This window comes from Flavobacterium seoulense, from assembly GCF_000695795.1.
In the GTDB taxonomy this organism is placed as follows: domain Bacteria; phylum Bacteroidota; class Bacteroidia; order Flavobacteriales; family Flavobacteriaceae; genus Flavobacterium; species Flavobacterium seoulense.
In genome coordinates this window covers 49875-73433 of sequence record NZ_JNCA01000029.1, presented here as the reverse complement: position 1 = coordinate 73433, position 23559 = coordinate 49875, and the positions used below count along the sequence as shown (strand labels likewise).

19 protein-coding genes are annotated in these 23559 nt (G+C 33.2%); 12 read left to right on the top strand and 7 right to left on the bottom strand.

The genetic code is table 11. The annotated features are described in order from the left end of the window. Window positions 1–5 precede the first annotated feature (5 nt). Window positions 6–647, bottom strand: coding sequence for a protein-L-isoaspartate(D-aspartate) O-methyltransferase (locus FEM21_RS14225; RefSeq protein WP_035661706.1), 642 nt, complete (start codon window positions 645–647; stop codon window positions 6–8). A 122-nt stretch (window positions 648–769) separates the two neighbouring features. On the opposite strand from FEM21_RS14225, the gene FEM21_RS14220 reads away from it, so the two are divergent. The 9 genes from FEM21_RS14220 to FEM21_RS14180 all read left to right on the top strand — a co-directional run bounded on the left by FEM21_RS14220 (window position 770) and on the right by FEM21_RS14180 (window position 8433). Further along, window positions 770–1735, top strand: a complete 966-nt coding sequence (locus FEM21_RS14220; protein ID WP_035661702.1) for a Gfo/Idh/MocA family protein — start codon at window positions 770–772, stop codon at window positions 1733–1735. 78 nt (window positions 1736–1813) lie between these two features. Then, window positions 1814–2707, top strand: a complete 894-nt coding sequence (locus FEM21_RS14215) for a 3-hydroxyacyl-CoA dehydrogenase family protein (protein ID WP_035661699.1) — start codon at window positions 1814–1816, stop codon at window positions 2705–2707. Window positions 2708–2718: 11 nt separating this feature from the next. After that, window positions 2719–3387: a YggS family pyridoxal phosphate-dependent enzyme gene (locus tag FEM21_RS14210; RefSeq protein WP_035661697.1), complete on the top strand. Its 669-nt coding sequence runs from the start codon at window positions 2719–2721 to the stop codon at window positions 3385–3387. 24 nt (window positions 3388–3411) lie between these two features. Beyond that, on the top strand, window positions 3412–3780 hold the full coding sequence (locus tag FEM21_RS14205) for a four helix bundle protein (RefSeq protein ID WP_035661694.1): 369 nt from the start codon (window positions 3412–3414) through the stop codon (window positions 3778–3780). 111 nt (window positions 3781–3891) lie between these two features. Beyond that, complete coding sequence (locus FEM21_RS14200; protein ID WP_035661690.1) at window positions 3892–5253, top strand: exonuclease domain-containing protein; 1362 nt, start codon at window positions 3892–3894, stop codon at window positions 5251–5253. Between the two features lie 11 nt (window positions 5254–5264). Then, on the top strand, window positions 5265–6098 hold the full coding sequence (locus FEM21_RS14195; RefSeq protein WP_035661687.1) for an ion transporter: 834 nt from the start codon (window positions 5265–5267) through the stop codon (window positions 6096–6098). After that, window positions 6098–7021, top strand: a complete 924-nt coding sequence (miaA, locus tag FEM21_RS14190; protein WP_035661683.1) for a tRNA (adenosine(37)-N6)-dimethylallyltransferase MiaA — start codon at window positions 6098–6100, stop codon at window positions 7019–7021. The genes FEM21_RS14195 and miaA overlap by 1 nt, the downstream gene beginning before the upstream one ends. 18 nt (window positions 7022–7039) lie before the next feature. Continuing rightward, the gene (locus FEM21_RS14185) at window positions 7040–7780 is read left to right on the top strand and encodes an acyl-[acyl-carrier-protein] thioesterase (protein WP_035661680.1); all 741 of its coding nucleotides are present in this window, start codon (window positions 7040–7042) and stop codon (window positions 7778–7780) included. Window positions 7781–7968: 188 nt separating this feature from the next. After that, a complete protein-coding gene (locus FEM21_RS14180) occupies window positions 7969–8433 on the top strand; it encodes a hypothetical protein (RefSeq protein ID WP_035661676.1) in 465 nt (154 codons plus the stop codon). Between the two features lie 21 nt (window positions 8434–8454). Here the strand turns inward: FEM21_RS14180 and FEM21_RS14175 are convergent, their stop codons facing one another. The 3 genes from FEM21_RS14175 to gyrA form a co-directional block, all read right to left on the bottom strand. Next, the gene (locus FEM21_RS14175) at window positions 8455–9057 is read right to left on the bottom strand and encodes a 5'-methylthioadenosine/S-adenosylhomocysteine nucleosidase family protein (protein ID WP_035661673.1); all 603 of its coding nucleotides are present in this window, start codon (window positions 9055–9057) and stop codon (window positions 8455–8457) included. 116 nt (window positions 9058–9173) lie between these two features. Continuing rightward, on the bottom strand, window positions 9174–10457 hold the full coding sequence (locus tag FEM21_RS14170; protein ID WP_316930347.1) for a tetratricopeptide repeat protein: 1284 nt from the start codon (window positions 10455–10457) through the stop codon (window positions 9174–9176). Window positions 10458–10491: 34 nt separating this feature from the next. Next, window positions 10492–13134, bottom strand: a complete 2643-nt coding sequence (gene gyrA / locus FEM21_RS14165) for a DNA gyrase subunit A (RefSeq protein WP_035661668.1) — start codon at window positions 13132–13134, stop codon at window positions 10492–10494. 256 nt (window positions 13135–13390) lie between these two features. Here gyrA and FEM21_RS14160 point away from each other — a divergent pair, with 256 nt between their 5' ends. Further along, the gene (locus tag FEM21_RS14160; protein WP_035661665.1) at window positions 13391–15940 is read left to right on the top strand and encodes an ATP-dependent Clp protease ATP-binding subunit; all 2550 of its coding nucleotides are present in this window, start codon (window positions 13391–13393) and stop codon (window positions 15938–15940) included. A gap of 147 nt (window positions 15941–16087) precedes the next feature. Further along, window positions 16088–17479, top strand: a complete 1392-nt coding sequence (gene rimK, locus FEM21_RS14155) for a 30S ribosomal protein S6--L-glutamate ligase (protein WP_035661661.1) — start codon at window positions 16088–16090, stop codon at window positions 17477–17479. Here rimK and FEM21_RS14150 read toward each other — a convergent pair. From FEM21_RS14150 to FEM21_RS14140, 3 genes are all read right to left on the bottom strand, one after another. After that, window positions 17460–18308 (bottom strand): EamA family transporter, encoded by an 849-nt coding sequence (locus FEM21_RS14150; protein ID WP_035661658.1) that lies wholly within the window; start codon window positions 18306–18308, stop codon window positions 17460–17462. The two genes, rimK and FEM21_RS14150, sit on opposite strands and share 20 nt — an antisense overlap. Before the next feature lie 66 nt (window positions 18309–18374). Continuing rightward, complete coding sequence (locus FEM21_RS14145; protein ID WP_035661656.1) at window positions 18375–19709, bottom strand: inorganic phosphate transporter; 1335 nt, start codon at window positions 19707–19709, stop codon at window positions 18375–18377. Window positions 19710–19738: 29 nt separating this feature from the next. Next, a complete protein-coding gene (locus FEM21_RS14140; protein WP_035661653.1) occupies window positions 19739–20383 on the bottom strand; it encodes a DUF47 domain-containing protein in 645 nt (214 codons plus the stop codon). A 666-nt stretch (window positions 20384–21049) separates the two neighbouring features. On the opposite strand from FEM21_RS14140, the gene thrA reads away from it, so the two are divergent. Further along, entirely contained in the window at window positions 21050–23497 is a 2448-nt protein-coding gene (gene thrA, locus FEM21_RS14135) for a bifunctional aspartate kinase/homoserine dehydrogenase I (protein WP_035661650.1), read from the top strand. Window positions 23498–23559 lie beyond the last annotated feature (62 nt).

Below are 23559 nucleotides of genomic sequence, written 5' to 3'. Positions count from 1 at the left end.
AAGCCTTAATTTTTATCTTCTAGTAAAGGAACAAATCGAAATTCGCCTAATTCGTGTTTTTCAAATTGTGTTTCGTTTTTTCGAATCAACAAGGTCATTACCTGAACATCTTCTCCTAACGGAATTACTAATCTTCCTCCTATTTTTAATTGCGCCATTAAAGGCTGTGGAATAAACGGAGCGCCTGCAGTTACAATAATACTGTCAAAAGGACCATACGTTGGCAAACCTTTATAACCATCTCCAAAAGTAAGATGTTTGGGTCTGATACCTAATTTTGGCAATAAAGCCGAAGTTTTTTTAAACAATTCATTTTGTCTCTCTACACTATACACTTTAGCTCCCATCGTACACAAAACAGCGGTTTGATATCCTGAACCCGTACCTATTTCCAGAATTTTATGGTCTTTCTTAATTTCGAGTAACTGAGACTGAAAAGCTACCGTATAAGGATGCGAAATAGTTTGTCCGGCACCTATAGGAAATGCCGTATCCTGATAAGCATAATCTTGAAAACTAGATTCTAAAAAAAGGTGTCTTGGAATTTTTTTTATCGCATCAAGCACACGTAAATCAGTAATTCCTTTTTGTTGTAAAGTGCTTACTAACTGATTGCGAAGTCCTTGATGTTTGGCTGTATCTTTCAATGTTTAGGGTTTATTTTTTGGTAAAAATAGGAGTAAAAAATCCAAAAAGCAATATCCAAAATCCAAATCAATTTTTCTATATTTTAATTTGAATTTCCTATTTTTGTTAAAAATACATTATCATGCTTAAAGTAGGAGTTTTAGGTGCCGGGCATCTGGGAAAAATTCATTTGCGTTTATTACAACAATCTGAAAAATATGAATTAGTTGGTTTTTATGACGAAAATCAGGAATACGCCGAAAAAATTTCAAAAGAATTTGGATATAAAAACTTCAATACTATTGCTAAATTAATTCATGCTGTAGACGTAATTGATATTGTAACTCCTACCCTTTCTCACTATAAATGTGCCAGAGCAGCTATTAAATCAGGAAAACACGTTTTTATCGAAAAACCTATTTCGAATACCATTGAAGAAGCCGAAGAAATTATTGCTTTAGCCAATGAATACAATGTAAAAGGTCAGGTAGGACATGTAGAGCGTTTTAATCCTGCTTTTATCGCTACTAAAAATATGGTCGAAAACCCGATGTTTATAGAAACACATCGTCTGGCCGAATTCAACCCGCGTGGTACGGATGTTCCTGTGGTTCTGGATTTAATGATTCATGATATTGATGTTATTTTAAGTGTGGTTAATTCGAAAGTAAAAAACATTAGCGCAAGTGGTGTTTCGGTAATTAGTGAAACTCCGGATATTGCTAATGCCCGAATCGAATTTGAAAATGGCTGTGTTGCCAATTTAACTTCGAGCCGTATTTCGATGAAAAACATGCGCAAAACCCGTTTTTTTCAAAAAGATGCTTACATCTCCGTTGACTTTTTAGAGAAAAAATGTGAAGTGGTTAAAATGAAAGACGCTCCCGAAGTTCCAGGAGATTTTGATATGATTTTACAAAATGCCGAAGGTGTGAAAAAACAAATTTATTTTTCAAATCCTGACGTAACACAAAATAATGCCATCCTTGACGAACTGGAAACATTTGCAGATGCTATCAACAATAACACAACACCTATTGTAACCTTAGATCAGGCAACAGAAGCTCTAAGAGTAGCATACCAAATTATTGATTGTTTCAAAAAATAAATAAAATTTTACATCAAAGATTATAATTTAAAAGTTACGTTTCGTAACTTTTATTTTTTAAACAGAATTGAAAAAGAAATGAAAATAGTAGCAGTAATAGGCGCAGGAACAATGGGTAACGGAATTGCTCATACTTTTGCGCAAAACGGTTTTACCGTAAAATTGATTGATGTTTCCGAAGCCGCTTTGGAAAAAGGAATGACGACTATTTTTACCAACTTGGACAGAATGCAAAATAAAGGAAGCATTACTGCCGAAGAAAAAATGAAAACTATTTCGAACATTATTTGCTACACTGATATTGAAGACGGAGTTGTGGGTGCTGATTTAGTGATTGAAGCAGCAACTGAAAATCTGGATTTAAAACTTAGAATTTTCAAAAAACTCAACGGAATATGTCCGCATAACGTAATTTTTGCGAGCAACACTTCCTCAATTTCCATTACTCAAATTGCAGCTGTAGTAACGCATCCGGAAAGAGTTATTGGAATGCATTTTATGAATCCTGTTCCACTGATGCCTTTGGTTGAAGTAATTCGGGGGGAAAAAACCAGCGATGAAGTCACCGAAATAATCATGACTTTGTCTAAAAAACTGGATAAAACCCCAGTGGAAGCAAATGATTTTCCCGGTTTTGTCACTAACCGAATTTTGATGCCTATGATTAACGAAGCCATCGAAACCCTGGAAAATAAAGTAGCCGGTGTTTATGAAATAGATACTGTGATGAAACTCGGCATGGGTCATCCTATGGGACCTTTACAACTAGCTGATTTTATTGGTTTAGACGTTTGTCTTTCGATAATGAATGTGCTGCACGAAGGTTTTAAAAACCCAAAATACGCACCCTGCCCGCTTCTGGTCAATATGGTCAATGCTAAAAAATTAGGCATAAAATCAGGAGAAGGTTTTTATGATTATTCAGAAAGCAAAAAAGCAGAGAAAATTTCGAAACAATTTCAGCAGAATTAAAAATTACAACAATGTCAATTACATCCAATTTATTATCTATAAAATCTACTTTACCTGAAAACGTTACTCTTGTAGCAGTTTCTAAAACCAAACCGGTTGCTGATTTAATGGAAGCTTATAATGCTGGTCAGCGTATTTTTGGTGAAAACAAAATTCAGGAAATGACCGAAAAATGGGAAGTCATGCCAAAGGATATTCAATGGCATATGATAGGTCACGTTCAAACCAATAAAGTCAAATTCATGGCTCCGTTTGTAAGTTTGATTCACGGTGTGGATAGTTTGAAATTATTACAGGAAATCAACAAACAAGCACTAAAAAACAATCGTGTTATTGATTGTTTACTGCAAATTTACATAGCTAAAGAAGAAAGTAAATTTGGTCTTGATGAAAAAGAATTAGAAGATCTTTTAAATTCAAATGAATTTAAAGAAATGAAAAATATTCGTATTTTAGGCTTAATGGGAATGGCGACTTTTACCGATAATCAGGAGCAAATCAAAAAAGAATTCTCATATTTAAAATCGATTTTTGATAAAACAAACCAAAACCTGACTTCTAATTGCCAACTTCTAACTTTGTCTATGGGAATGTCAGGCGATTATCAACTGGCTATTGAATCTGGCAGTACTATGGTTCGAATAGGAAGTAGTATCTTTGGAAATCGTAATTATCAATAACAATTTCAAAATTCAATTTCAATTATGGAAGTAAACGAACCAAATTTTGACAAAATTTATAATTTAGAAGACAGATTGGTTCGATTTGCTGGAGAATGTATTTTCTTTGTCAGGAAATTAGATAAAACTTTTGAACTTGATTATTATAAAAATCAACTAATTCGTTCTTCTGGAAGTGTTGCCTTAAATTATGGTGAAGCACAAGGTTCTATTACCGATAAAGATTTTATTTTCAAAGTTTCATTAGCTGTAAAAGAACTGAAAGAATCCAGAAATTCATTAAAAGTTATTGATTATATTAACGAAGGTAATTTAGAAGAAAGAAAATGGCTTTTGACAGAAGTTGAAGAACTTATCGCAATAGCTTCAAAAATGATTAATAATAAAAAATAGATCTATTACAATATCAAAAGACAATAGCAATTACAATTTTTTAATTTTTAAGAATTGCCATTATTTTTTTGCCTTAGATATTGAATTTTGACATTGCCATTGAAATTGAATATGTACGCAATATTAGACATAGAAACTACTGGAGGACAGTTCAATGAAGAAGGAATTACAGAAATTGCTATTTATAAATTTGACGGTCATCAAATTGTAGATCAGTTCATTAGTTTAGTTAATCCTGAAATTCCAATTCAGCCTTTTGTGGTTAAATTAACTGGAATCAACAATGCTATGTTACGTTCGGCACCTAAATTTTATGAAGTTGCCAAACGCATCATCGAAATTACAACAGATTGTGTCTTAGTAGCTCATAATGCTGATTTTGACTATCGTATTCTTCGAACTGAATTTCGTCGTTTAGGATACGATTTCAATACTAAAACCCTTTGTACCGTTGAATTATCAAAGAAATTATTGCCAGAACAAACTTCGCATAGTTTAGGAAAATTAGTTCGCGCTCTGGGAATTCCAATGGCTGACAGGCATCGTGCCAGTGGTGATGCTATGGCTACAGTAAAATTATTCAAGATGTTATTAGACAAAGACTTGGAAAAAGAAATTATTGGTAGCTTAATCAAGTCCGAAATTCAAAAAGGAATTGCTCCTAAATTATTAGATATTGTTGCTGGTTTACCTTCAAAAACAGGAGTTTATTATATTCATAACGAAGAAGGTAAAATAATTTTTATTGGCAAAAGCCGAAACATCAAAAAAAGAGTCAATCAGCATTTTACAGGAATTACAAAAAGTGCTAAAAAAATACAAGCCGAAGTTTTTACAGTAACCTATGAAGAAACTGGAAACGAACTTATTGCACTGATAAAAGAAGCGCAGGAAATTAAAATAAACAAACCCATTTACAACCGAATGGCCCGCAAGAATTATTTTTCCTGGGCTATTTATTCGGAAAAAGACAATGAAGGTTATTTGCGTTTAAAACTGCAAAAAATGGATGGACGAAAGAAAGAAATCCTTTCGTATGCTAATACTGCCGATGGGAAAAATGCTTTGTTTCGCATCACTGCCGATTATCAATTGTGTCAAAAATTAACCGGTTTGTATGAAACTAAAAATCACTGTTTTCAACATACCATCAATGAATGTGACGGAGCTTGTGTAGGCAAAATTTCAATCTCAGAATACAATCAAAGAGTTCAGTCTTTTATAGACAAAAACAGTTTTGATAATAAAAACATGATTATTATTGATCGTGGCCGAAATGTAAATGAAAGAAGTGCTATTTTAGTTGAAAACGGAGTTTATAAAGGATATGCTTTTTACGATTTGAATTACCAAATTAACAATGCTGCTATTTTGAAAAACATTCTGATTCCAATGGAAAGTAATCGGGATATTCAACGAATTATTCAAGCCTACATTAGGAAAAACAAAGCTTTAAAACTGATTCATTTTTAAACTTTATACCAATGAAACATTCAGCAATGTATTCTCAAATTAGAGAAAAAACATATACCATTATTTTTCAGACTAATACAAAAGCTGGACGTTTGTTTGATTTAATACTATTAGGATTTGTTCTGATAAGTGTTCTTTTGGTAATGATGGAAACCGTTGCCGATTTTAATCTAAAATACCATTCGTATTTAATTACATTAGAATGGATCATTACCGTATTTTTTACTATCGAATATTTGCTTCGTATATTTTCTATAGACAAACCTATTCGATATGTTTTTAGCTTTTATGGTATTATTGATTTATTGGCAATTTTACCTATGTTTGCTTCGCTTTTCTTTACAGGTTATAATATATTAACTGTTGTGAGAGCATTGCGTTTATTACGTTTATTTAAAATCTTGAATAATCCGCAATTCACCAGTCAATCCTTAAAATTAAAAAGAGCATTAATTGCCAGTCGCGGAAAAATAGTTGTTTTTATCTATTTTGTATTGATAAGTACTATAATTATTGGTTCAATCATGTACCTCATTGAAGGTAAAGAAAGCGGTTTTACAAGTATTCCCATGAGTATTTATTGGACCATCGTCACACTAACTACAGTAGGTTATGGCGATATTTCTCCTCAAACTCCTTTAGGGCAATTTATTGCTTCGTTTGTCATGATTTTAGGTTACGGAATTATTGCCGTTCCTACAGGAATTGTTACAGCCGAAATTAACAAATACAATAAAAGCAGAGAAACGCAGCATCAAAATCCATGTGGGAATTGTGAAGCAGATATATATCCCTCAAATGCTAAATTTTGTCCTAATTGCGGACATCCAATAGAAAATAACTAATGAAATACCTAATTACCATAATTGGGCCTACAGCCATCGGGAAAACAGCCTTGAGTATTCAACTAGCTAATCATTATAATTGCGAAATTGTTTCCTGCGATAGCCGTCAGTTTTTCAAAGAAATGGCTATTGGAACTGCTGTTCCTAACGAAAAAGAACTTGCTGCAGCTCCGCATCATTTTATACAAAATAAATCTATTTTCGAAAATTACACTGTAGGCGATTTCGAAAAAGAAGCCATTAAAACCATTGATGAATTATTTAAAACCAATAATTATGTCGTTTTAGTTGGCGGATCAGGTTTGTATGTCAATGCTATTTTACAAGGTTTTGATGATTTTCCTGAAATTGATTCAGCTGTTCGTCAGCAAGTCAATTCTAATTATGAAAAATTAGGAATTGCATATTTACAGGAGGAACTCAAAAAACGAGATCCTTACTATTTCGAAAAAATTACTACCGAAAACCCACAAACTTTACTCAATCCGCAACGTATGATGCGATTTGTAGAAGTTTGTATTGGAACCGGAAAAGCCTATTCTTCCTATTTGAACCAAAAGAAAAACGAGAGAAACTTCACTCCTATTCTAATTGGTCTTGAAGCCGAAAGAAATGTGATGTATAACCGTATTAATCAGCGTGTAGATATTATGCTGAGCGAAGGTTTGCTTCAGGAAGCTAAAAATTTGTATCCAAACAAAGAGCTGAATGCCTTACAAACGGTAGGTTACCGAGAATTATTCAGTTATTTTGATAAAGAATTTTCGCTAGAATTTGCTATCGAAGAAATCAAAAAAAATACGCGCCGTTTTGCTAAACGCCAATTAACCTGGTTTAAACGGGATGAAAATACTAAATGGTTTCATTTTGAAACGCCAACTCAAAAAATCATTGACTATATTAATTCAAAACAAAAATCCTAAATCTGAATCCTTTAATCCATGCCAATAGATCCTAATTTTACTTCCATTTTATGCAAAGATTTCGAAATCAATTTTACCCAATGCTTACCTTCGGGCAACTTAAAATACACCGAATTATGTAATTTATTACAACTCACTGCAGCAGCACATTCTGAAATTGGAGGCATTAGTTTTAGTGATATGCAGGAATTTGATCAGGCCTGGGTTCTAAGCAGAATGCGAGTAGAAATTACTGAATTGCCTAAATGGAAAGATACTGTAACAGTAAAAACCTGGATTAATAGTCTGGAAAATTCACGTTCAGTGCGTGCTTTAGAAATGTATATTGGTGAAAAAAAAATTATTGGTTGCGAAACTTTTTGGGCTGTTTTTAATACTAAAAAACGCCGTCCTGAATTACTGACTTTAGCGCATGATCATTTCGAATTATTTCCTGAAATAAAAGCTACTCAGGAAGGTTTTTCTAAAATAGATATCAATCCTGAAAAAGAAGAAGTTTTCAGTAAAACAGTTATTTTATCAGATTTAGATATAGTTAATCATGTAAATAATGTAAAATACCTGGAATGGTGTATGGATTTAGTAGATGAAAATATCATTTTAAAGCAAAAAGTAAAAAGCTTTGAAATGAATTTCATGAAAGAACTTTCTTTGCGTGATCAGGTAATGATTCACGAAAACGTTTCTAACGAAACTATTGTTTTTAGTATTACTAAAGAAGATAAAAACTGTTTTGCGTTGCAATTGAATTTGGAATAATTCAAAAGGCAATCTTAAATTTCCCTAATTTAAAGTTATAAAGTCAGACTAAATTTTTTAGCATGACTTTTTTATTTTATATTAAAGGTTTAAAAATTAAATTGAATGATTTCTTGAAAATAACATACTTTATAAAGTCATTTCGCGTTTAAAAAACACAAACCTAATAATTAAACAATTATATTAAAATGAAAAAACTGATCGTAATCTTAAGCTTAATCGCATTAGTAGGATGTAAATCAAAAAAAGCACATCAAGAAAATAAAATAGTAAAAGTGGCTTTAACTGAAGTAAATAATAGTCAGAAGAATAAAGCTTATGAATTAGGAAAACGCGTTCTTATGACCTGTAATACCTCTAAATTCAAACCATTTACCACTAGCGAAGCAACACGATCAGTAATTAATAATATTACTATCGAAAAACTTTCTAAAACCTGCTCTAAATACAGACAATGGTACGGTACTTTTAAAGATCTTCAATTAGCCGAAGTATATCAAAGTAAAAATGACCAAACAACAATTTATCGTTTTAGAGCTTTATATTCGAAAAAAGTTGCCAACAAAGAATTGCGTGTCTTTATGAATTCAGATAATCTGGTATCGTCGATAAAAACATCTGACTGGGCAGATACATTTAGTTACAATCAATAGAAATTAAGCCTTTTTTATTGGTTATTCAACAACACTAACTTTATTTATTTGAAATATTTTACCAAAAGCGACAGCTGCTTTATGAACTAAAACCAGCCAGTCTTCAGCAGCACTATCATCGGCTCCATCAGAAATATATTTAAGACATAAAAACGGAATATTTTCCCGTCGTGCAATGGTTGCTAATGCATAGGCTTCCATATCGACTACGTTATATTTGGTTTCGCTATGAGCCATTTCAAAATTATCTCCTGTACCACAAATGCCAACAGCAAAATCATCCATCAATAAACCATAATTTAAAACCAATGGATCTTTCGAAAAAGGCGTTTCATAAAGTGCGTAACCTAAACCTCGTACATCCATATCACGTTGCACAAATTCTGAACAGCAAACAATAGTACCTTTACTAAAACGATTACTTCCTGCTGTACCCAGATTAACAATTAAATCAGGTTTTTTATGATGAATTGCTTTTGTCAGTTCATAACTTGCATTTACTTTTCCTATTCCGGTAAATAAGACATTTTGTTCGTTAAAAACTGATGCTGCTTCTATTTCTAAAGCAAATACAAAAAGCACATTTTCTATTAAAAACTGATATTGTTGATTTATTGCTATCATTTATATTTATTGCTCTGTGATAGATTCTTTTTCGAAATGCAAAACTACAAATTCTACTAACAAAAAAAGCCATCTTTTGATTCATTCAAAGATGGCTTTTATAATTTATTGTATACTTACTTTTTCATTTTTGCTTTTAAAGCATTTTTCTCAGCTGTCATTTCTAAAGCTCCGTAAACTCCTGAAAGTGTTTTTACGATATCAGTATTATCAGGATCTAATTCGTAAGCTTTTTGCAAGTACGGTAAAGTGCTTCTGAACAAATCTTCTCTTTTCTTTTTTAATACTTCATAACGTTTTGTGTCTTTGTCTGAAGTACCTAATTTATTCATTTCTTCAATAAGTGCTTTTTCATTTTGCAATTTCAAAACCGCTAAATTGATATAAGCATTAGTGTAATCAGGTTTAATTTCTACTGCTCTTTTATAATATTTCTCAGCTTCTGCGTTATTGTTTGCATTTGCAGAAATTACTCCTAAGTTATAAACTAATCCTGCATCATTAGGGTTTTTAGCTAATACCTCAGTAATGATTTGTTTGTATTTATCGAAATCTTTAGTTTGTAAATACAAATTAGCTTCAGTTAACATTAAAGAAGAATCATCCGGATTCGCTTTTCTAGCATCAGAAACTGCTTTTTTAGCTTCTGCAATTTTCCCTTGATCTACTAAAATCAAAGCCATGTTTTTGTAGATTTCACCTCTTTTAGAAGGAATTTCTTCAGTTCTAGGTTTTTCGTGAGTTCCCATTTTCACTGCTTTATCTCTTTCAGCAGCGTTAGCAAAACCAACTTCTTCTCCACTAATTTTACTTACCGCAAGATATTCAGTACCTTTTCCAGAATAGTTAATGTTTTTTAATTCATTATACAATTCCATTGCTTTGTCATAATTTTTAGCACTTACATAAGTTGAAGCTGCATAATAAAGATAGATAGTGTCTTTTTTATCTAACAAATAAGCTTCATGTAATTTTTGAGCTCCTTCATTATTATTATTCTCTTTAGTTGCTGCAACCCCGCTATTGATTAATAAACCTTTAATTTTAGTAATCGAAGCTGCTGCTTGTGTAGAATATTTTTGCTTTCCTGAAGCTTTCTCAGCAGCAATTAACTCTTTGTAAGTATCAGCTGCTGATTTCATATTAGCATCAGCATCTATTTTTTTATCTACCAAATCCAAATAAGCATTTCCTTTCAAGAAATAATATTGTGCTTTTTCTTCATCAGAAGCATTTGCCAATGTAGGCTCAACTGCTTTTAAAAGTTCTAATACCTCTTTCGAATCTCCGCCTTTTACAGCTTTCTCTGCAGCTTTCAATTCTTTTTTCTGAGCAAAAGTTGCAACAGTCAACAATAAAGCTGAAGCTAGCATTACAAATTTACCATTCATACTATTCATTTTTAATATTTATAATTTTTTATTTTATTGTAACTTATTCTTCGTCTTCTTCATCAGCATCGTCCTCATCAGCTAAATCTTCTTCCTCAGTATCATCATCTTCATCATCTTCAACAGTACCGTCATCTTCAAGAACTTCTAAATCCGGTTTAATTCTTTCGATAGCCGATTCGATAACATTACCTTCTTCGTCAACAACAACTTCTTCTGCTTCGTCTTTCATTACTTTTGTAACTGCAGCAATAGAATCTTTTCCTTTTAAGTTAATTAATCGAACTCCCTGAGTGGCACGTCCCATAACTCTTAAGTCTTCAATAGCCATACGAATTGTTAATCCTGATTTATTGATAATCATTAAATCATCAGCATCTGTAACGGCACTAATGGAAATTAGTTTTCCTGTTTTCTCAGTAATATTAAGCGTTTTAACACCTTTACCTCCACGGTTTGTGATTCGGTAAACATCTTCTCCATCTTCGTCAACTAATTTGGTACGTTTACCGTATCCATTTTCAGTAACAACTAAAATTTGTGAATCGTTAATATCATCTTTATCAACAGTTACCATTCCAATTACTTCGTCAGACTCATCTTTTAAAGTAATTCCACGAACTCCAGAAGCTGTTCTTCCCATCGGACGTGTTTTAGTTTCTTCAAAACGAACTAACTTACCAGATTTTACTGCTAAGATAATTTGGCTTTCACCATTAGTCAATTCAGCTCCTAATAATTCGTCACCTTCTTTGATAGTAATTGCAGCAACACCATTAGCTCTAGGTTTAGAATATTTCTCTAAAGATGTTTTCTTAACCTGACCTTGCTTAGTCACCATAACTAAGTTATGAGTCTTAATATAATCCTGATCTTTTAAATCCTGAGTACAAATAAATGCTTTTACCTTGTCATCGCTTTCAATATTAATCAAATTCTGAATTGCTCTACCTTTAGCTGTTTTAGTTCCTTCCGGAATTTCATAAACACGCATCCAGAAACATTTCCCTTTTTGGGTAAAGAACATCATGTACTGATGATTTGTTGCCACAAACATGTGCTCTAAGAAATCCTGATCTCTTGTTCCGGCACTTTTTTGACCAACTCCACCTCTATTTTGCGTTTTGTATTCTGATAGATTTGTACGTTTGATATAACCTGCATGCGAAATCGTAATTACCACATTTTCATCGGCAATTAAATCTTCGATACTTACATCACCTCCTGAATATTCAATTTGAGAACGTCTTTCGTCTCCATATTTATCACGAATTTCAGTAAGCTCTTCTTTGATTAACTCTGTTCTTAAATTAACATCAGCAAGTAAAGCTTTCAAGTGGTCAATTAACTTCATTAATTCTTCGTACTCAGCTCTTAATTTGTCCTGCTCCAGACCAGTTAACTGACGCAAACGCATCTCAACAATAGCACGAGCCTGAATATCTGATAATTTGAATCTTTCGATTAATTTTTCACGAGCTTCCTCAGTATTTTTAGAACCTCTGATAATTGCAATTACTTCGTCAATATTATCTGAAGCAATAATTAATCCTTCAAGGATATGTGCTCTTTCCTCAGCTTTACGTAATTCAAATTGTGTTCTTCTAACAACAACATCATGACGGTGCTCAATAAAATAGTGAATCATATCTTTTAGATTCAACATTTGTGGGCGACCTTTTACTAATGCAATATTGTTTACACTAAAAGAAGATTGTAATTGTGTAAATTTATATAAAGTATTCAAAACTACGTTTGGCGTAGCATCACGTTTCAGGATATAAACGATACGCATACCATTTCTATCCGATTCGTCCCGAATGTTAACAATTCCTTCAATTTTTTTCTCGTTAACTAAATCAGCAGTACGTTTAATCATATCTGCTTTGTTAACCTGATATGGAATTTCAGTAACAACAATACATTCTCTTCCGTCAACTTCTTCAAAACCAACTTTCGCACGCATAACAATACGTCCTCTACCAGTTTTAAAAGCTTCACGAACGCCTTCATAACCATATATTACACCTCCGGTTGGAAAATCCGGAGCTTTAATATACGTCATTAATTCGTCCACTTCAATATCATTATTATCAAGGTAAGCCAATGTACCGTTGATAACTTCAGTCAGGTTATGAGGTGGCATATTAGTCGCCATACCTACTGCAATACCTGTTGCTCCGTTTACTAATAAAGTAGGAACACGGGTTGGCATTACTTTTGGTTCATATAAAGTATCGTCAAAGTTCAATTGGAAATCAACAGTTTCTTTTTCGATATCAGCCATTATTTCTTCCGAAATCTTTTTCATTCGGGCCTCAGTATAACGCATTGCTGCCGGGCTATCACCATCAACAGAACCAAAGTTACCCTGACCATCAACTAATAAATAACGTAAACTCCACTCTTGTGCCATACGCACCATAGCGTCATAAACTGAAGTATCTCCGTGTGGGTGGTACTTTCCTAAAACTTCCCCAACAATTCTTGCAGATTTTTTATGAGCAGATCTCGAAGTTACTCCTAAATCATACATTCCATAAAGTACTCTTCGATGCACTGGCTTCAAACCATCTCTAACATCCGGAAGCGCTCTTGATACAATTACCGACATTGAATAATCAATGTAAGCTGATTTCATTTCATCTTCTATGTTAATAGGAATTAACTTTTCTCCTTCAGACATAAGTTGTTATATTAAATAATTATATTCATTTCAAAACGTGCCAATATACGGCTTTTTGAAATTTCTAACGACTTTTCGATACGCTAATTTCAATGATTTATTAACAAATTAACATTGGCTTTTGTTTAATAGTTTAAACAGAAAACAAGGCTTTTCTAGCATTTTTTTTGTCTATTAGCTGACATAAGTACTTAGGTACGATTTTTGTTTTTCAAATAGTAATTCACTAAATTTACATATACTAGAAATAAATATTATGGATGACAATTTTTCACCAAGAGTAAAAGATGTTATTACCTACAGTAAAGAAGAAGCTTTACGACTAGGTCATGACTTCATTGGGACAGAACACTTGATGCTTGGAATCCTTAGAGATGGTAATGGTAAAGCAATACAAATTTTAAACAATTTATCAATTGATTTAGACCATTTACGTAGAAAGGTAGAAATCCTAAGCCCTGCAATCCCAGGAATAGATAGTAACGTAGAAAAGAAAAACCTGCATTTAACCCGACAGGCAGAACGTGCTTTGAAAACCACTTTCCTTGAAGCTAAGGTTTTCCAAAGCCCATCAGTTAGTACTGCTCACCTGTTACTATGTATTTTAAGAAACGAAAACGATCCTACAACCAAGCTACTAAATAAACTAAAAATAGATTATGATGTAGCCAAAGAACAATATCTAAATATGACACCAAACGAAGAAGAATTCTTAGAAAATTTACCTAGAGCAACTGACTCTTACAATGACGATATGGGACAAGATGACAGTTTAAAAGAAGGAAATTTCAATAATCCCGCCAATAAGTCCAATAAAAAATCTAAAACTCCTGTATTAGACAATTTCGGTAGAGATTTAACCGAAATGGCCGAAGAAGGAAAACTAGATCCTGTTGTAGGACGTGAAAAAGAAATTGAGCGTGTTTGCCAGATTTTGAGCCGTCGTAAAAAAAATAATCCATTATTAATTGGAGAACCAGGAGTTGGAAAATCAGCAATTGCCGAAGGATTAGCATTGCGTATTATCCAAAAGAAAGTATCACGCATTCTTTTCAACAAACGCGTTGTAACTTTAGATTTAGCAAGTTTAGTTGCCGGAACTAAATACCGCGGACAGTTTGAAGAGCGCATGAAAGCGGTTATGAACGAATTAGAAAAAAATGACGATATTATTCTTTTCATTGACGAAATTCATACCATTGTAGGTGCTGGCGGAGCTACAGGTTCACTAGATGCATCTAATATGTTCAAACCTGCATTAGCCAGAGGTGAAATCCAATGTATTGGTGCTACAACTCTTGACGAATACAGACAATATATTGAGAAAGACGGTGCTCTTGAAAGACGTTTCCAAAAAATCATTGTTGAACCTACATCAGTAGAAGAAACAATTACGATTTTGAACAATGTGAAAAACAAATACGAAGATCATCACAACGTTACCTATACACCAGAAGCTATTGAAGCCTGTGTAAAATTGACCAACCGCTATATGTCGGAGCGTTTTTTACCGGACAAAGCTATTGATGCTATGGATGAGGCAGGTTCACGTGTTCACATCACTAACATTGAAGTTCCTAAGAAAATATTAGACTTAGAGCGTCAATTAGAAGACATTAGAGAATTAAAAAATGCTGTTGTTAAAAAACAGAAATATGAAGAAGCTGCTAAACTTCGCGATGACGAAAAACGCATTGAGAAAGATTTAGCTATCGCTCAGGAACAATGGGAAGAAGACGCTAAAAGTAATAGAATTGAAGTAACAGAAGACAATGTTGCCGATGTAGTTTCTATGATGACTGGAATTCCGGTAAATCGTATTGCACAAACAGAAAGTAACAAATTAGCCAAATTACCACAGCTTATCGAAAGTAAAGTAATTGGTCAGGGAGAAGCTGTTGTAAAAATTGCCCGTTCTATTCAAAGAAACCGCGCCGGATTGAAAGATCCAAATCGTCCTATTGGTTCGTTCATTTTCTTAGGTCAAACTGGTGTTGGTAAAACACAATTAGCTAAAGTTTTAGCTAAAGAATTATTCGATTCTGAAGATGCCTTGGTTCGAATTGACATGAGTGAATACATGGAGAAATTTGCTATTTCACGTTTAATTGGTGCGCCTCCGGGATACGTTGGTTATGAAGAAGGTGGTCAATTGACTGAAAAAGTACGCAGAAAACCATATGCAGTTGTTCTTTTAGACGAAATCGAAAAAGCACATCCGGATGTTTTCAACATGTTATTACAGGTTCTTGACGACGGATTTTTAACAGATAGTTTAGGCCGCAAAATTGACTTTAAAAACACTATAATCATCATGACTTCAAATGTTGGAGCCAGACAATTAAAAGATTTTGGTCAGGGAGTAGGTTTTGGAACTGCTGCTAAAGTAGCTCAGGCAGATGATAATTCGAAAAGTATTATCGAAAATGCTTTAAAGAAAACATTTGCTCCGGAATTCTTAAACCGAATTGATGACGTAATTGTATTTAACGCTTTAGAAAAGGCAGATATCGATTTGATTATAGAAATCGAATTGAAAAAGTTATATGCTCGTATTGCTGATTTAGGATACAACTTAAATCTATCAGAAAAAGCAAAAGCATTTATTGCCGAAAAAGGTTTTGATAAACAATTTGGTGCAAGACCATTAAAAAGAGCTATTCAAAAGTATGTAGAAGATGCACTTGCCGAAGAAATTATTACTTCAAAAATTGCTGCCGGTGACGAAATTTTCATGGATATCGAAGATGGCGCTCAGGAATTGACCGTTAAAATTCATAAAACAGGAGAAACAACTAATCAATAAACGTTGCTATGCAATTTAACAACAGAACCCGTTACGTTTTCATAACATAACGGGTTTATTCATTTAACATCATTTCCTTTCATCTGGAAAACAAATAACTACTTTTGACGTTGTAACAAAACAATCCCAATTTCAATAAAAATAACAATGAATAAAGTTGTCGTAGGTAGTGAAGAATGGTGTTCTTTTCCTGATTTAGGAATTCCAACAATAAAAGCCAGAGTTGATTCGGGGGCAAAAACCTCTGCATTACACGCTATCAATATTGCACCTTTCATCAAGAATGATACTAATTGGGTAAAATTCGATATTAACCCAATCCAAAATAACTCTAAAACAATTATTCACTGCGAAGCGCCTTTGATAGACAAAAGGATTGTAAAAAGTTCCAGCGGTTTTAGAGAACAACGCTATGTTATTCAAACCAATTTAGAAATTGGCGAAGCCACCTGGCCTATCGAAGTTACTTTAACCAATAGAGATACTATGGGCTTCAGAATGCTTTTAGGCCGCGAAGCCATGAGCGGAAGAGTCTTAGTCGATCCAGAAAAACAGTTTTTATTAGGACAGCCAAGCAACGACAATCTAAAAGAAATCTATAAAAATTCAGAAAAAGCACCTAGCGGATTACGAATTGGATTATTAGCCAGTAATCCTGAATTGTATAGCAATAAAAGAATTATGGAAGCTGGCGAAATGCGTGGTCACGAAATGCATTTCTTAAACATCAAAGAATGCTACATCAAACTGGATGCTAAAAAACCTGAGATTCATTACCGTGGTGGAAAAATCTTAAACGAATTTGATGCTATCATTCCCAGAATCCGTCCGAGTGTTACCTTTTATGGTTGTGCTTTAACACGCCAGTTTGAGGCTTTAAATGTGTTTTGTTTAAACTCTTCTACTGCCATTACACAATCCAGAGACAAACTCTTTTCGTTACAATTATTACTTCACAGCGGTATTGGAATTCCAACAACCGGATTTGCTAATTCACCATTAGACACTGACGACTTAATCAAAATGGTAGGCGGACCTCCATTGGTTGTAAAATTATTGGAAGGAACTCAGGGAAAAGGAGTTGTATTAGCCGAGACTAAAAAAGCTGCCGAAAGTGTTATTAATGCTTTCAAAAGTTTAAATGCAAACATTCTGGTTCAGGAATTCATTAAAGAAGCCAACGGAAAAGACCTAAGACTGTTTGTGGTTGACGGAAAAGTAGTAGCTACCATTCAGCGTGAGGCAATGCCTGGCGAATTTAGAGCTAATATTCACCTTGGCGGAACAGCCTCAATTATAAAAGCTACTCCTGATGAGAAAAAAATAGCTATAAAAGCCGCTAAAGCAATGGATTTAAGAGTTGCCGGTGTAGATATTATTCGTTCTTCAAAAGGCCCTTTGTTGCTTGAAGTAAACTCTTCTCCCGGACTGGAAGGCATCGAAGCAGCAACTAACAAGGATATTGCCGGAGAAATGATTAGAGCTATTGAAAAAAACTTCAAATTAGACACTGCAAATCCTAAACAGAAAGAACAATAAAAAGTATCGAAAGAAGAGCCAAAACTAAACCGAAAAAATTCAGTTTTGATAATTTTTCTTTAAAAATAATTATACCTACAATACTTCCTAGCAAGATAACTCCCATATTCATTCCTGCAAAAACAGTGGATGGATTAGAGGAAAAAGCTTGGTGTGCCTTTAAATAAAATAATATATTTCCAAAATTAAAACAGCCTACTAAAAAACCAAAAACAAGATTCTTAATATCGAATTGTTTTTTACTAATTATCATTTCATACAACACTGCACAAATCATAAAAAACAAGGCAATACTAAAAATTACAAACAAAGAAGTAGTGTAAGGAACGGCCGTAAAAGCAGCTACTTTTTTGAATAGAATATCAATAAATCCGAAACCAAAAAAAACTAAAACAGGATATTTTAAATCTGATTTTGTAGTATCTGCAGTTTTATACAAAACACAAAATAAAGCCAGAAAACCAATTGTGATTCCGATTAGTTTGGTAATCGAAAACACTTCTTTAAAAAGCAACCAAGCCGCTACAATAGACACAAAAAGGGATAATCTTTGAGCTGCATCGGTCTTTACAATTCCTATATTTTTAATCGAATAAATTAAAAACAAAAATACCACAGGCAATAAAATACCTAAACTCACATACAACAAAAATGGTGCATCAGTAGTAACTGCTTCTAAATTGGGAGAGAAAACCGTATAACACAGTAATAGCGCAAAGAAATAATTAAACAATACTATTTGCTTTGCATCTATAGGCCATTTACGGGCAACTTTAAAAATTACACCTACAGCAACACTACAAATTACACTCAACAACAAATACAACATAATAACATTTTTTAAAAAGAAAAGCCATCTGAAATATCAGATGGCTTAGCATATTTTGATTCTTTTTTACAAGAAAATATTCAATACATAATAGCAAATTGCTGCTAAAAGTGCTGAAATAGGAATGGTTAAAATCCATGCCCAAATCAAACTTACGGTTACTCCCCAGCGTACTGCCGAAACACGTTTTGTTAATCCAACACCAATAATAGAACCTGTAATAGTATGCGTTGTACTTACCGGGATTTTTAAATGCTCTGTAAAATACAAGGTTAAAGCTCCGGCTGTTTCAGCCGCAACACCTTCAAAAGAAGTTACTTTGGTAATTTTAGAACCCATTGTTTTTACAATTTTCCAACCTCCACTCAAAGTTCCCGCAGCAATAGCAGAATAACAGGCTAACGGAATCCATTCAGGCATGATTCCCGGAGTTTCACCTTCCGGTAAAGCCACACGCAACCATGTTGGCATAGCATTCAAATCCACACCTTCACTATTCGTATAAACAATTACTGCAGCTGCGATAATACCCATTACTTTTTGAGAATCATTACCTCCATGACCTAAACTAAATGCTGCCGAAGATAACAATTGCATCTTTTTTAGCATTTTCTCTGATTGATGGTAACTCAAACTACTAAAAACCAAGCAAAATAAACTTACTGAAAGAATAATAAAACCTACTAAAAACCATTTGATATTATGCGGATCAAAAGCTACATTCCAAAAATGAGATTCAAATCTTGATTCACCTACGTCATTGATAATCATTTTACTGATAAACCAAATTGTAGCAATCATTAAAGCTACCGTAAAAATCTTTGGATAAATACTTTTTCTGGCTGCATTTAATAACCAAATAGAAATTAAATAAGAAGCTAAAACTCCTAAAAAAGGTGCTAAAAAGATAAAAACAACAATTATAACAACTCCGGTAGGCATCGCTCCTGGTTTTCCGGGATCGTACCAGTTTACAATATTATACCAATGTCTTGTAACAGTCACCCCATCTTCAATCACAGTATAATCTGAAAAACCGTGCATATAAATAGCATGAGCAATAGCAGCTCCGGCAAATCCACCAATTAAAGTATGCGAAGAACTCGACGGAATTCCTAACCACCAGGTTAATAAATTCCAACAAATTGCCGCAATAACACCCGCCAGAATAACAGTTAAATTAATATCAATAGTGTGCGCTGTTTTTGCCACAGTATCGGCTACCCCAAAACCAAAGACCCAATAAGCTAAAAAATTAAAGAAAGCAGCCCAGACAACCGCCTGAAAAGGAGTCAATACTTTTGTAGCAACAACTGTTGCAATAGCATTAGCAGCATCATGAAAACCGTTTATGTAATCAAAAATAAGTGCTAAAACTATAATTGTGATAAGTAAAGTCATAAGTGATTACTTCAAAAAATAAATTAAATTTAAGAATGCTTAACCGAAATCGATTCTAAAACACTCGCTACACTTTTACATTTATCAGTAGCTGATTCTAAGATTGACAATACTTCTTTGTATTTAATGATATTCTTAGCATCGGTTTCGTTTTCAAAAATTTCAAAAACAGCTTTGTTATACACATTATCCGATTTGTTTTCTAACTTCGAAATTTTAGCACAAGCCGCTTTAATTTTATGAGCATTTTTAAAATCTCTCAATTCTTTTACAGCAACTTCAATATGCTGACAAGCTTCAAGATTAATTTCTGTCAATTTTCGAATAGATTTAGTAATCTTATCTACCTGATACAAACGCATAATACTTGATGCACCATGCAAACGATCGGCAACATTATCAATAGAAGTAACCAGTGAGTGAATATCTTCACGGTCAAACGGAGTAATAAAGTTTCTACTCAACTCTAAATTTGTCTGACGCGTAATGTCTTCTCCTCTTTGTTCTAATTCATCTATTTTTTGAAAAAGCACTTCTCTTTCTTTCAAAGGAAGATTTACAGCTTCATGTAAATTAGAAGCCAATTCAATCAAATTACTAGAAGCTTCTTCAAAAAGTGGGAAGAATTTTTTATCCTTTGGTACTAAAAATTGGAAAATACTGTTTATTGACATTTTTTACTTTATTTTTTAGATAGCAAAAATACTTTTTTTTATTTCATGTTAAAGTTATTTCAAAAATTAATCCTGCCTTACAGTGGTTTTTTTCGACTATTTGTTCTTTTTTAAATAAAAAATTAACCAAAACAGAAAATACTTTATGCTACAATGTGCGTAAAAACTGCTTTCTTTTAAAAATTAAACTATTTGATTTGTCAAATTCCTAAAAACAAAAATTGAGGTTCTTAAATGCTAAAATATATTCGGTCTAAATCTTTTTTATTCCTGATGTAGTTATACATTTTCTTAATACAACAAATTATCAAAATAATATTTTCACAAAAAACGGACTAATTCAAAAAAATTAAAAGAAAATCACTATAATTAGACGCAGTAAAACTATATATTTGCTCTTTTTTTTAAAATTTTTCACAAAAACCCAATAAAGGTTTTTGCTTTTTATAAAAAACTGTATTTTTGGGAACTCTTATGATAAACAACAGAACTACATATCAATCTCCGATAGCAACTCAAATTTGGGTTTCAATTTCTGTTACAACTACTACTACCCCTTAGGGGTATTCATCATTACATATAATCCTGATTGATACATACTTTTTTATTAGAAGAAAGATGTTGGGTGTATATAAAATATTGCATTTTTAAAATAAAACAAACAAAATGAAAGTATTAAAATTTGGTGGAACTTCGGTAGCCAATGCAAAAAATATAAAACTAGTTTTAGATATTGTTCTCAACAAAGCTAAAAATGACAAACTTATTGTAGTTGTTTCTGCTCTTAGTAAAGTAACCGATTTATTGCAATTAGCAGCTTCAAAAGCAGCTTCTAATGATGAAACTTACAAAGACATTGTTGCTGAAATTGAGAAAAAACACTTAGACGCTTTAAAAGAATTAATTCCTGTAAGTGAACAAAGCGGTTTATTAAGCCATATTAAAAGAATCATCAACCACCTTGAAACTATTCTGGACGGATGTTTCCTTTTGGGCGAATTATCAGCAAGAACATCGGATACTATTTTAAGTTTTGGCGAATTACTTTCATCTTATATCATTGCCGAATCTTTAAAACAAAATCTAAAAAATAGTAGTTACAAAGACAGTCGTGAGTTGATTAAAACAAACAACAACTACGGAAAAGCCATCGTAAATTTTGAAGTTACTAATTTATTAACAACTGCATTTTTTAGTTCGAATGATTCTCAGGTTGTAGTTATGCCTGGTTTTATTGCTTCGTCTCTTGACGAAATCAATACTACTTTAGGCCGCGGTGGATCTGATTATACTGCAGCTATCATGGCTGGAGCATTAAATGCAACTGAATTAGAAATCTGGACTGATGTAAACGGGATGTTTACTGCTAATCCTAAAATTGTAAAACAAGCTCAACCTATTGCTGCAATTTCGTATCAGGAAGCAATGGAATTGTCACATTTTGGTGCCAAGGTGTTGTATCCGCCAACAATCCAACCTGTTTTAAGAAAAAACATTCCTATTCATATCAAGAATACTTTTGAACCGGAAGCTGAAGGAACTTTTATTTCGAATGTTTCTACTTCAAATGGAAATCCGGCAAGAGGAATTAGTCATATTGACAATATTACTTTGATTACATTGGAAGGTCCAGGAATGATTGGTGTTTCGGGTTCTTCTAAAAGACTTTTCGAAGTTTTATCTAATGTAAATATCAATGTGATTTTTATCACTCAAGCTTCATCAGAGCATTCTATCTGCATCGGAATCCTGACTAGTGATGCCGAAGCAGCTGAATATGCCATCAACAAAGCTTTCGAAATCGAAATTGCTCAAAACAAAATCGATTCCTGCATTGTTGAGAAAAACCTTTGCATCATTGCATTGGTTGGTGAAAACATGAAAAATCACCAGGGACTAAGCGGTAGAATGTTTAGTACTTTGGGTAAAAATAACGTAAACATCCGCGCAATTGCTCAGGGTGCTTCTGAAAGAAATATCTCGGCGGTAATTAACGAAAGAGACGTTAAAAAAGCTTTGAATACTTTGCACGAAAATTTCTTTGAAGAAAACACTAAACAATTAAACTTGTTCGTGATGGGTGTGGGTAATGTAGGTGAAAAATTCATCGAACAAATCCACCAGCAAAAGAAATTCTTAAAAGAAAATCTTAAAATCAATGTTCGCGTTATTGCGTTATCTAATTCAAGAAAAATGCACTTTGATGACGATGCGATTGATTTAGATTCTTGGCAAACAGCTCTTGATAATGGAGAAACTGCTAACAGAGAATTATTTATCGAAAAAGTAATCGCATTAAATTTACGTAACTCTATTTTTGTAGATATTACTGCAAATGCTGATGTTGCTGCTATTTACGAGCACTTCTTAAAACAAAGTGTAGGTGTGGTTACTTGTAACAAAATTGCCTGTGCTTCGGCGTATGACAATTACAAAAACCTGAAAAAATTATCAAGACAATACAATGCCCCATTCTTGTTTGAAACGAATGTTGGTGCAGGATTACCAATTATCGATACGGTTAAAAACTTAATCGCTTCGGGTGATAAAGTACACAAAATTCAGGCGGTTTTATCAGGAAGCCTAAACTTTATCTTTAACAATTTTGACGAAAACAACTCGTTCCATGATGTGGTTAAAGAAGCAGGAGTACAAGGATTTACAGAGCCTGATCCAAAAATTGACTTAAGCGGAATTGACGTAGCAAGAAAAATCCTGATCTTAATTCGCGAAAGCGGTTACCAAATGGAAATTGAAGATATTGAAAACCAATCATTCTTACCTGCTGCCTGCATGGCAACAACTAATAATGAGGATTTCTTCAAATCATTAGTGGAATACAACAGTCATTTTGAAGGAATTTTGGCAGAAGCCAAACAAAAAGACAGTAGATTGAAATTTGTGGCGCAATTTGAGAATGAAAAAGCAAGTGTAGGCTTGCAATTTATTCCAAAAGACCATCCTTTCTACAATTTAGAAGGAAAAGACAATATCGTTTTATTCTACACTGATCGTTATGTAGATCAGCCTTTATTGATAAAAGGTGCCGGTGCGGGAGCTGCGGTTACGGCTTCGGGAATTTTTGCCGATGTAATCAGAATTGGAAATGTTTAAAAGGAGTTGCTAAGTCACTAAGCTGCTAAGATTCTAAGAATAGAAAAAATTTAGAAACTTAG

Excerpts from the sequence above, each read along its gene's own strand:
- FEM21_RS14210 (WP_035661697.1), top strand. The coding sequence starts at position 2,719 with ATGTCAATTACATCCAATTTATTATCTATAAAATCTACTTTACCTGAA.
- FEM21_RS14220 (WP_035661702.1), top strand. The coding sequence starts at position 770 with ATGCTTAAAGTAGGAGTTTTAGGTGCCGGGCATCTGGGAAAAATTCAT.
- thrA (WP_035661650.1), top strand. The coding sequence starts at position 21,050 with ATGAAAGTATTAAAATTTGGTGGAACTTCGGTAGCCAATGCAAAAAAT.
- FEM21_RS14205 (WP_035661694.1), top strand. The coding sequence starts at position 3,412 with ATGGAAGTAAACGAACCAAATTTTGACAAAATTTATAATTTAGAAGAC.
- FEM21_RS14150 (WP_035661658.1), bottom strand. The coding sequence starts at position 18,308 with ATGTTGTATTTGTTGTTGAGTGTAATTTGTAGTGTTGCTGTAGGTGTA.
- FEM21_RS14180 (WP_035661676.1), top strand. The coding sequence starts at position 7,969 with ATGAAAAAACTGATCGTAATCTTAAGCTTAATCGCATTAGTAGGATGT.
- miaA (WP_035661683.1), top strand. The coding sequence starts at position 6,098 with ATGAAATACCTAATTACCATAATTGGGCCTACAGCCATCGGGAAAACA.
- FEM21_RS14200 (WP_035661690.1), top strand. The coding sequence starts at position 3,892 with ATGTACGCAATATTAGACATAGAAACTACTGGAGGACAGTTCAATGAA.
- FEM21_RS14175 (WP_035661673.1), bottom strand. The coding sequence starts at position 9,057 with ATGATAGCAATAAATCAACAATATCAGTTTTTAATAGAAAATGTGCTT.
- FEM21_RS14195 (WP_035661687.1), top strand. The coding sequence starts at position 5,265 with ATGAAACATTCAGCAATGTATTCTCAAATTAGAGAAAAAACATATACC.
- FEM21_RS14145 (WP_035661656.1), bottom strand. The coding sequence starts at position 19,709 with ATGACTTTACTTATCACAATTATAGTTTTAGCACTTATTTTTGATTAC.
- gyrA (WP_035661668.1), bottom strand. The coding sequence starts at position 13,134 with ATGTCTGAAGGAGAAAAGTTAATTCCTATTAACATAGAAGATGAAATG.
- FEM21_RS14170 (WP_316930347.1), bottom strand. The coding sequence starts at position 10,457 with ATGAATAGTATGAATGGTAAATTTGTAATGCTAGCTTCAGCTTTATTG.
- FEM21_RS14215 (WP_035661699.1), top strand. The coding sequence starts at position 1,814 with ATGAAAATAGTAGCAGTAATAGGCGCAGGAACAATGGGTAACGGAATT.
- FEM21_RS14140 (WP_035661653.1), bottom strand. The coding sequence starts at position 20,383 with ATGTCAATAAACAGTATTTTCCAATTTTTAGTACCAAAGGATAAAAAA.
- FEM21_RS14160 (WP_035661665.1), top strand. The coding sequence starts at position 13,391 with ATGGATGACAATTTTTCACCAAGAGTAAAAGATGTTATTACCTACAGT.
- rimK (WP_035661661.1), top strand. The coding sequence starts at position 16,088 with ATGAATAAAGTTGTCGTAGGTAGTGAAGAATGGTGTTCTTTTCCTGAT.
- FEM21_RS14185 (WP_035661680.1), top strand. The coding sequence starts at position 7,040 with ATGCCAATAGATCCTAATTTTACTTCCATTTTATGCAAAGATTTCGAA.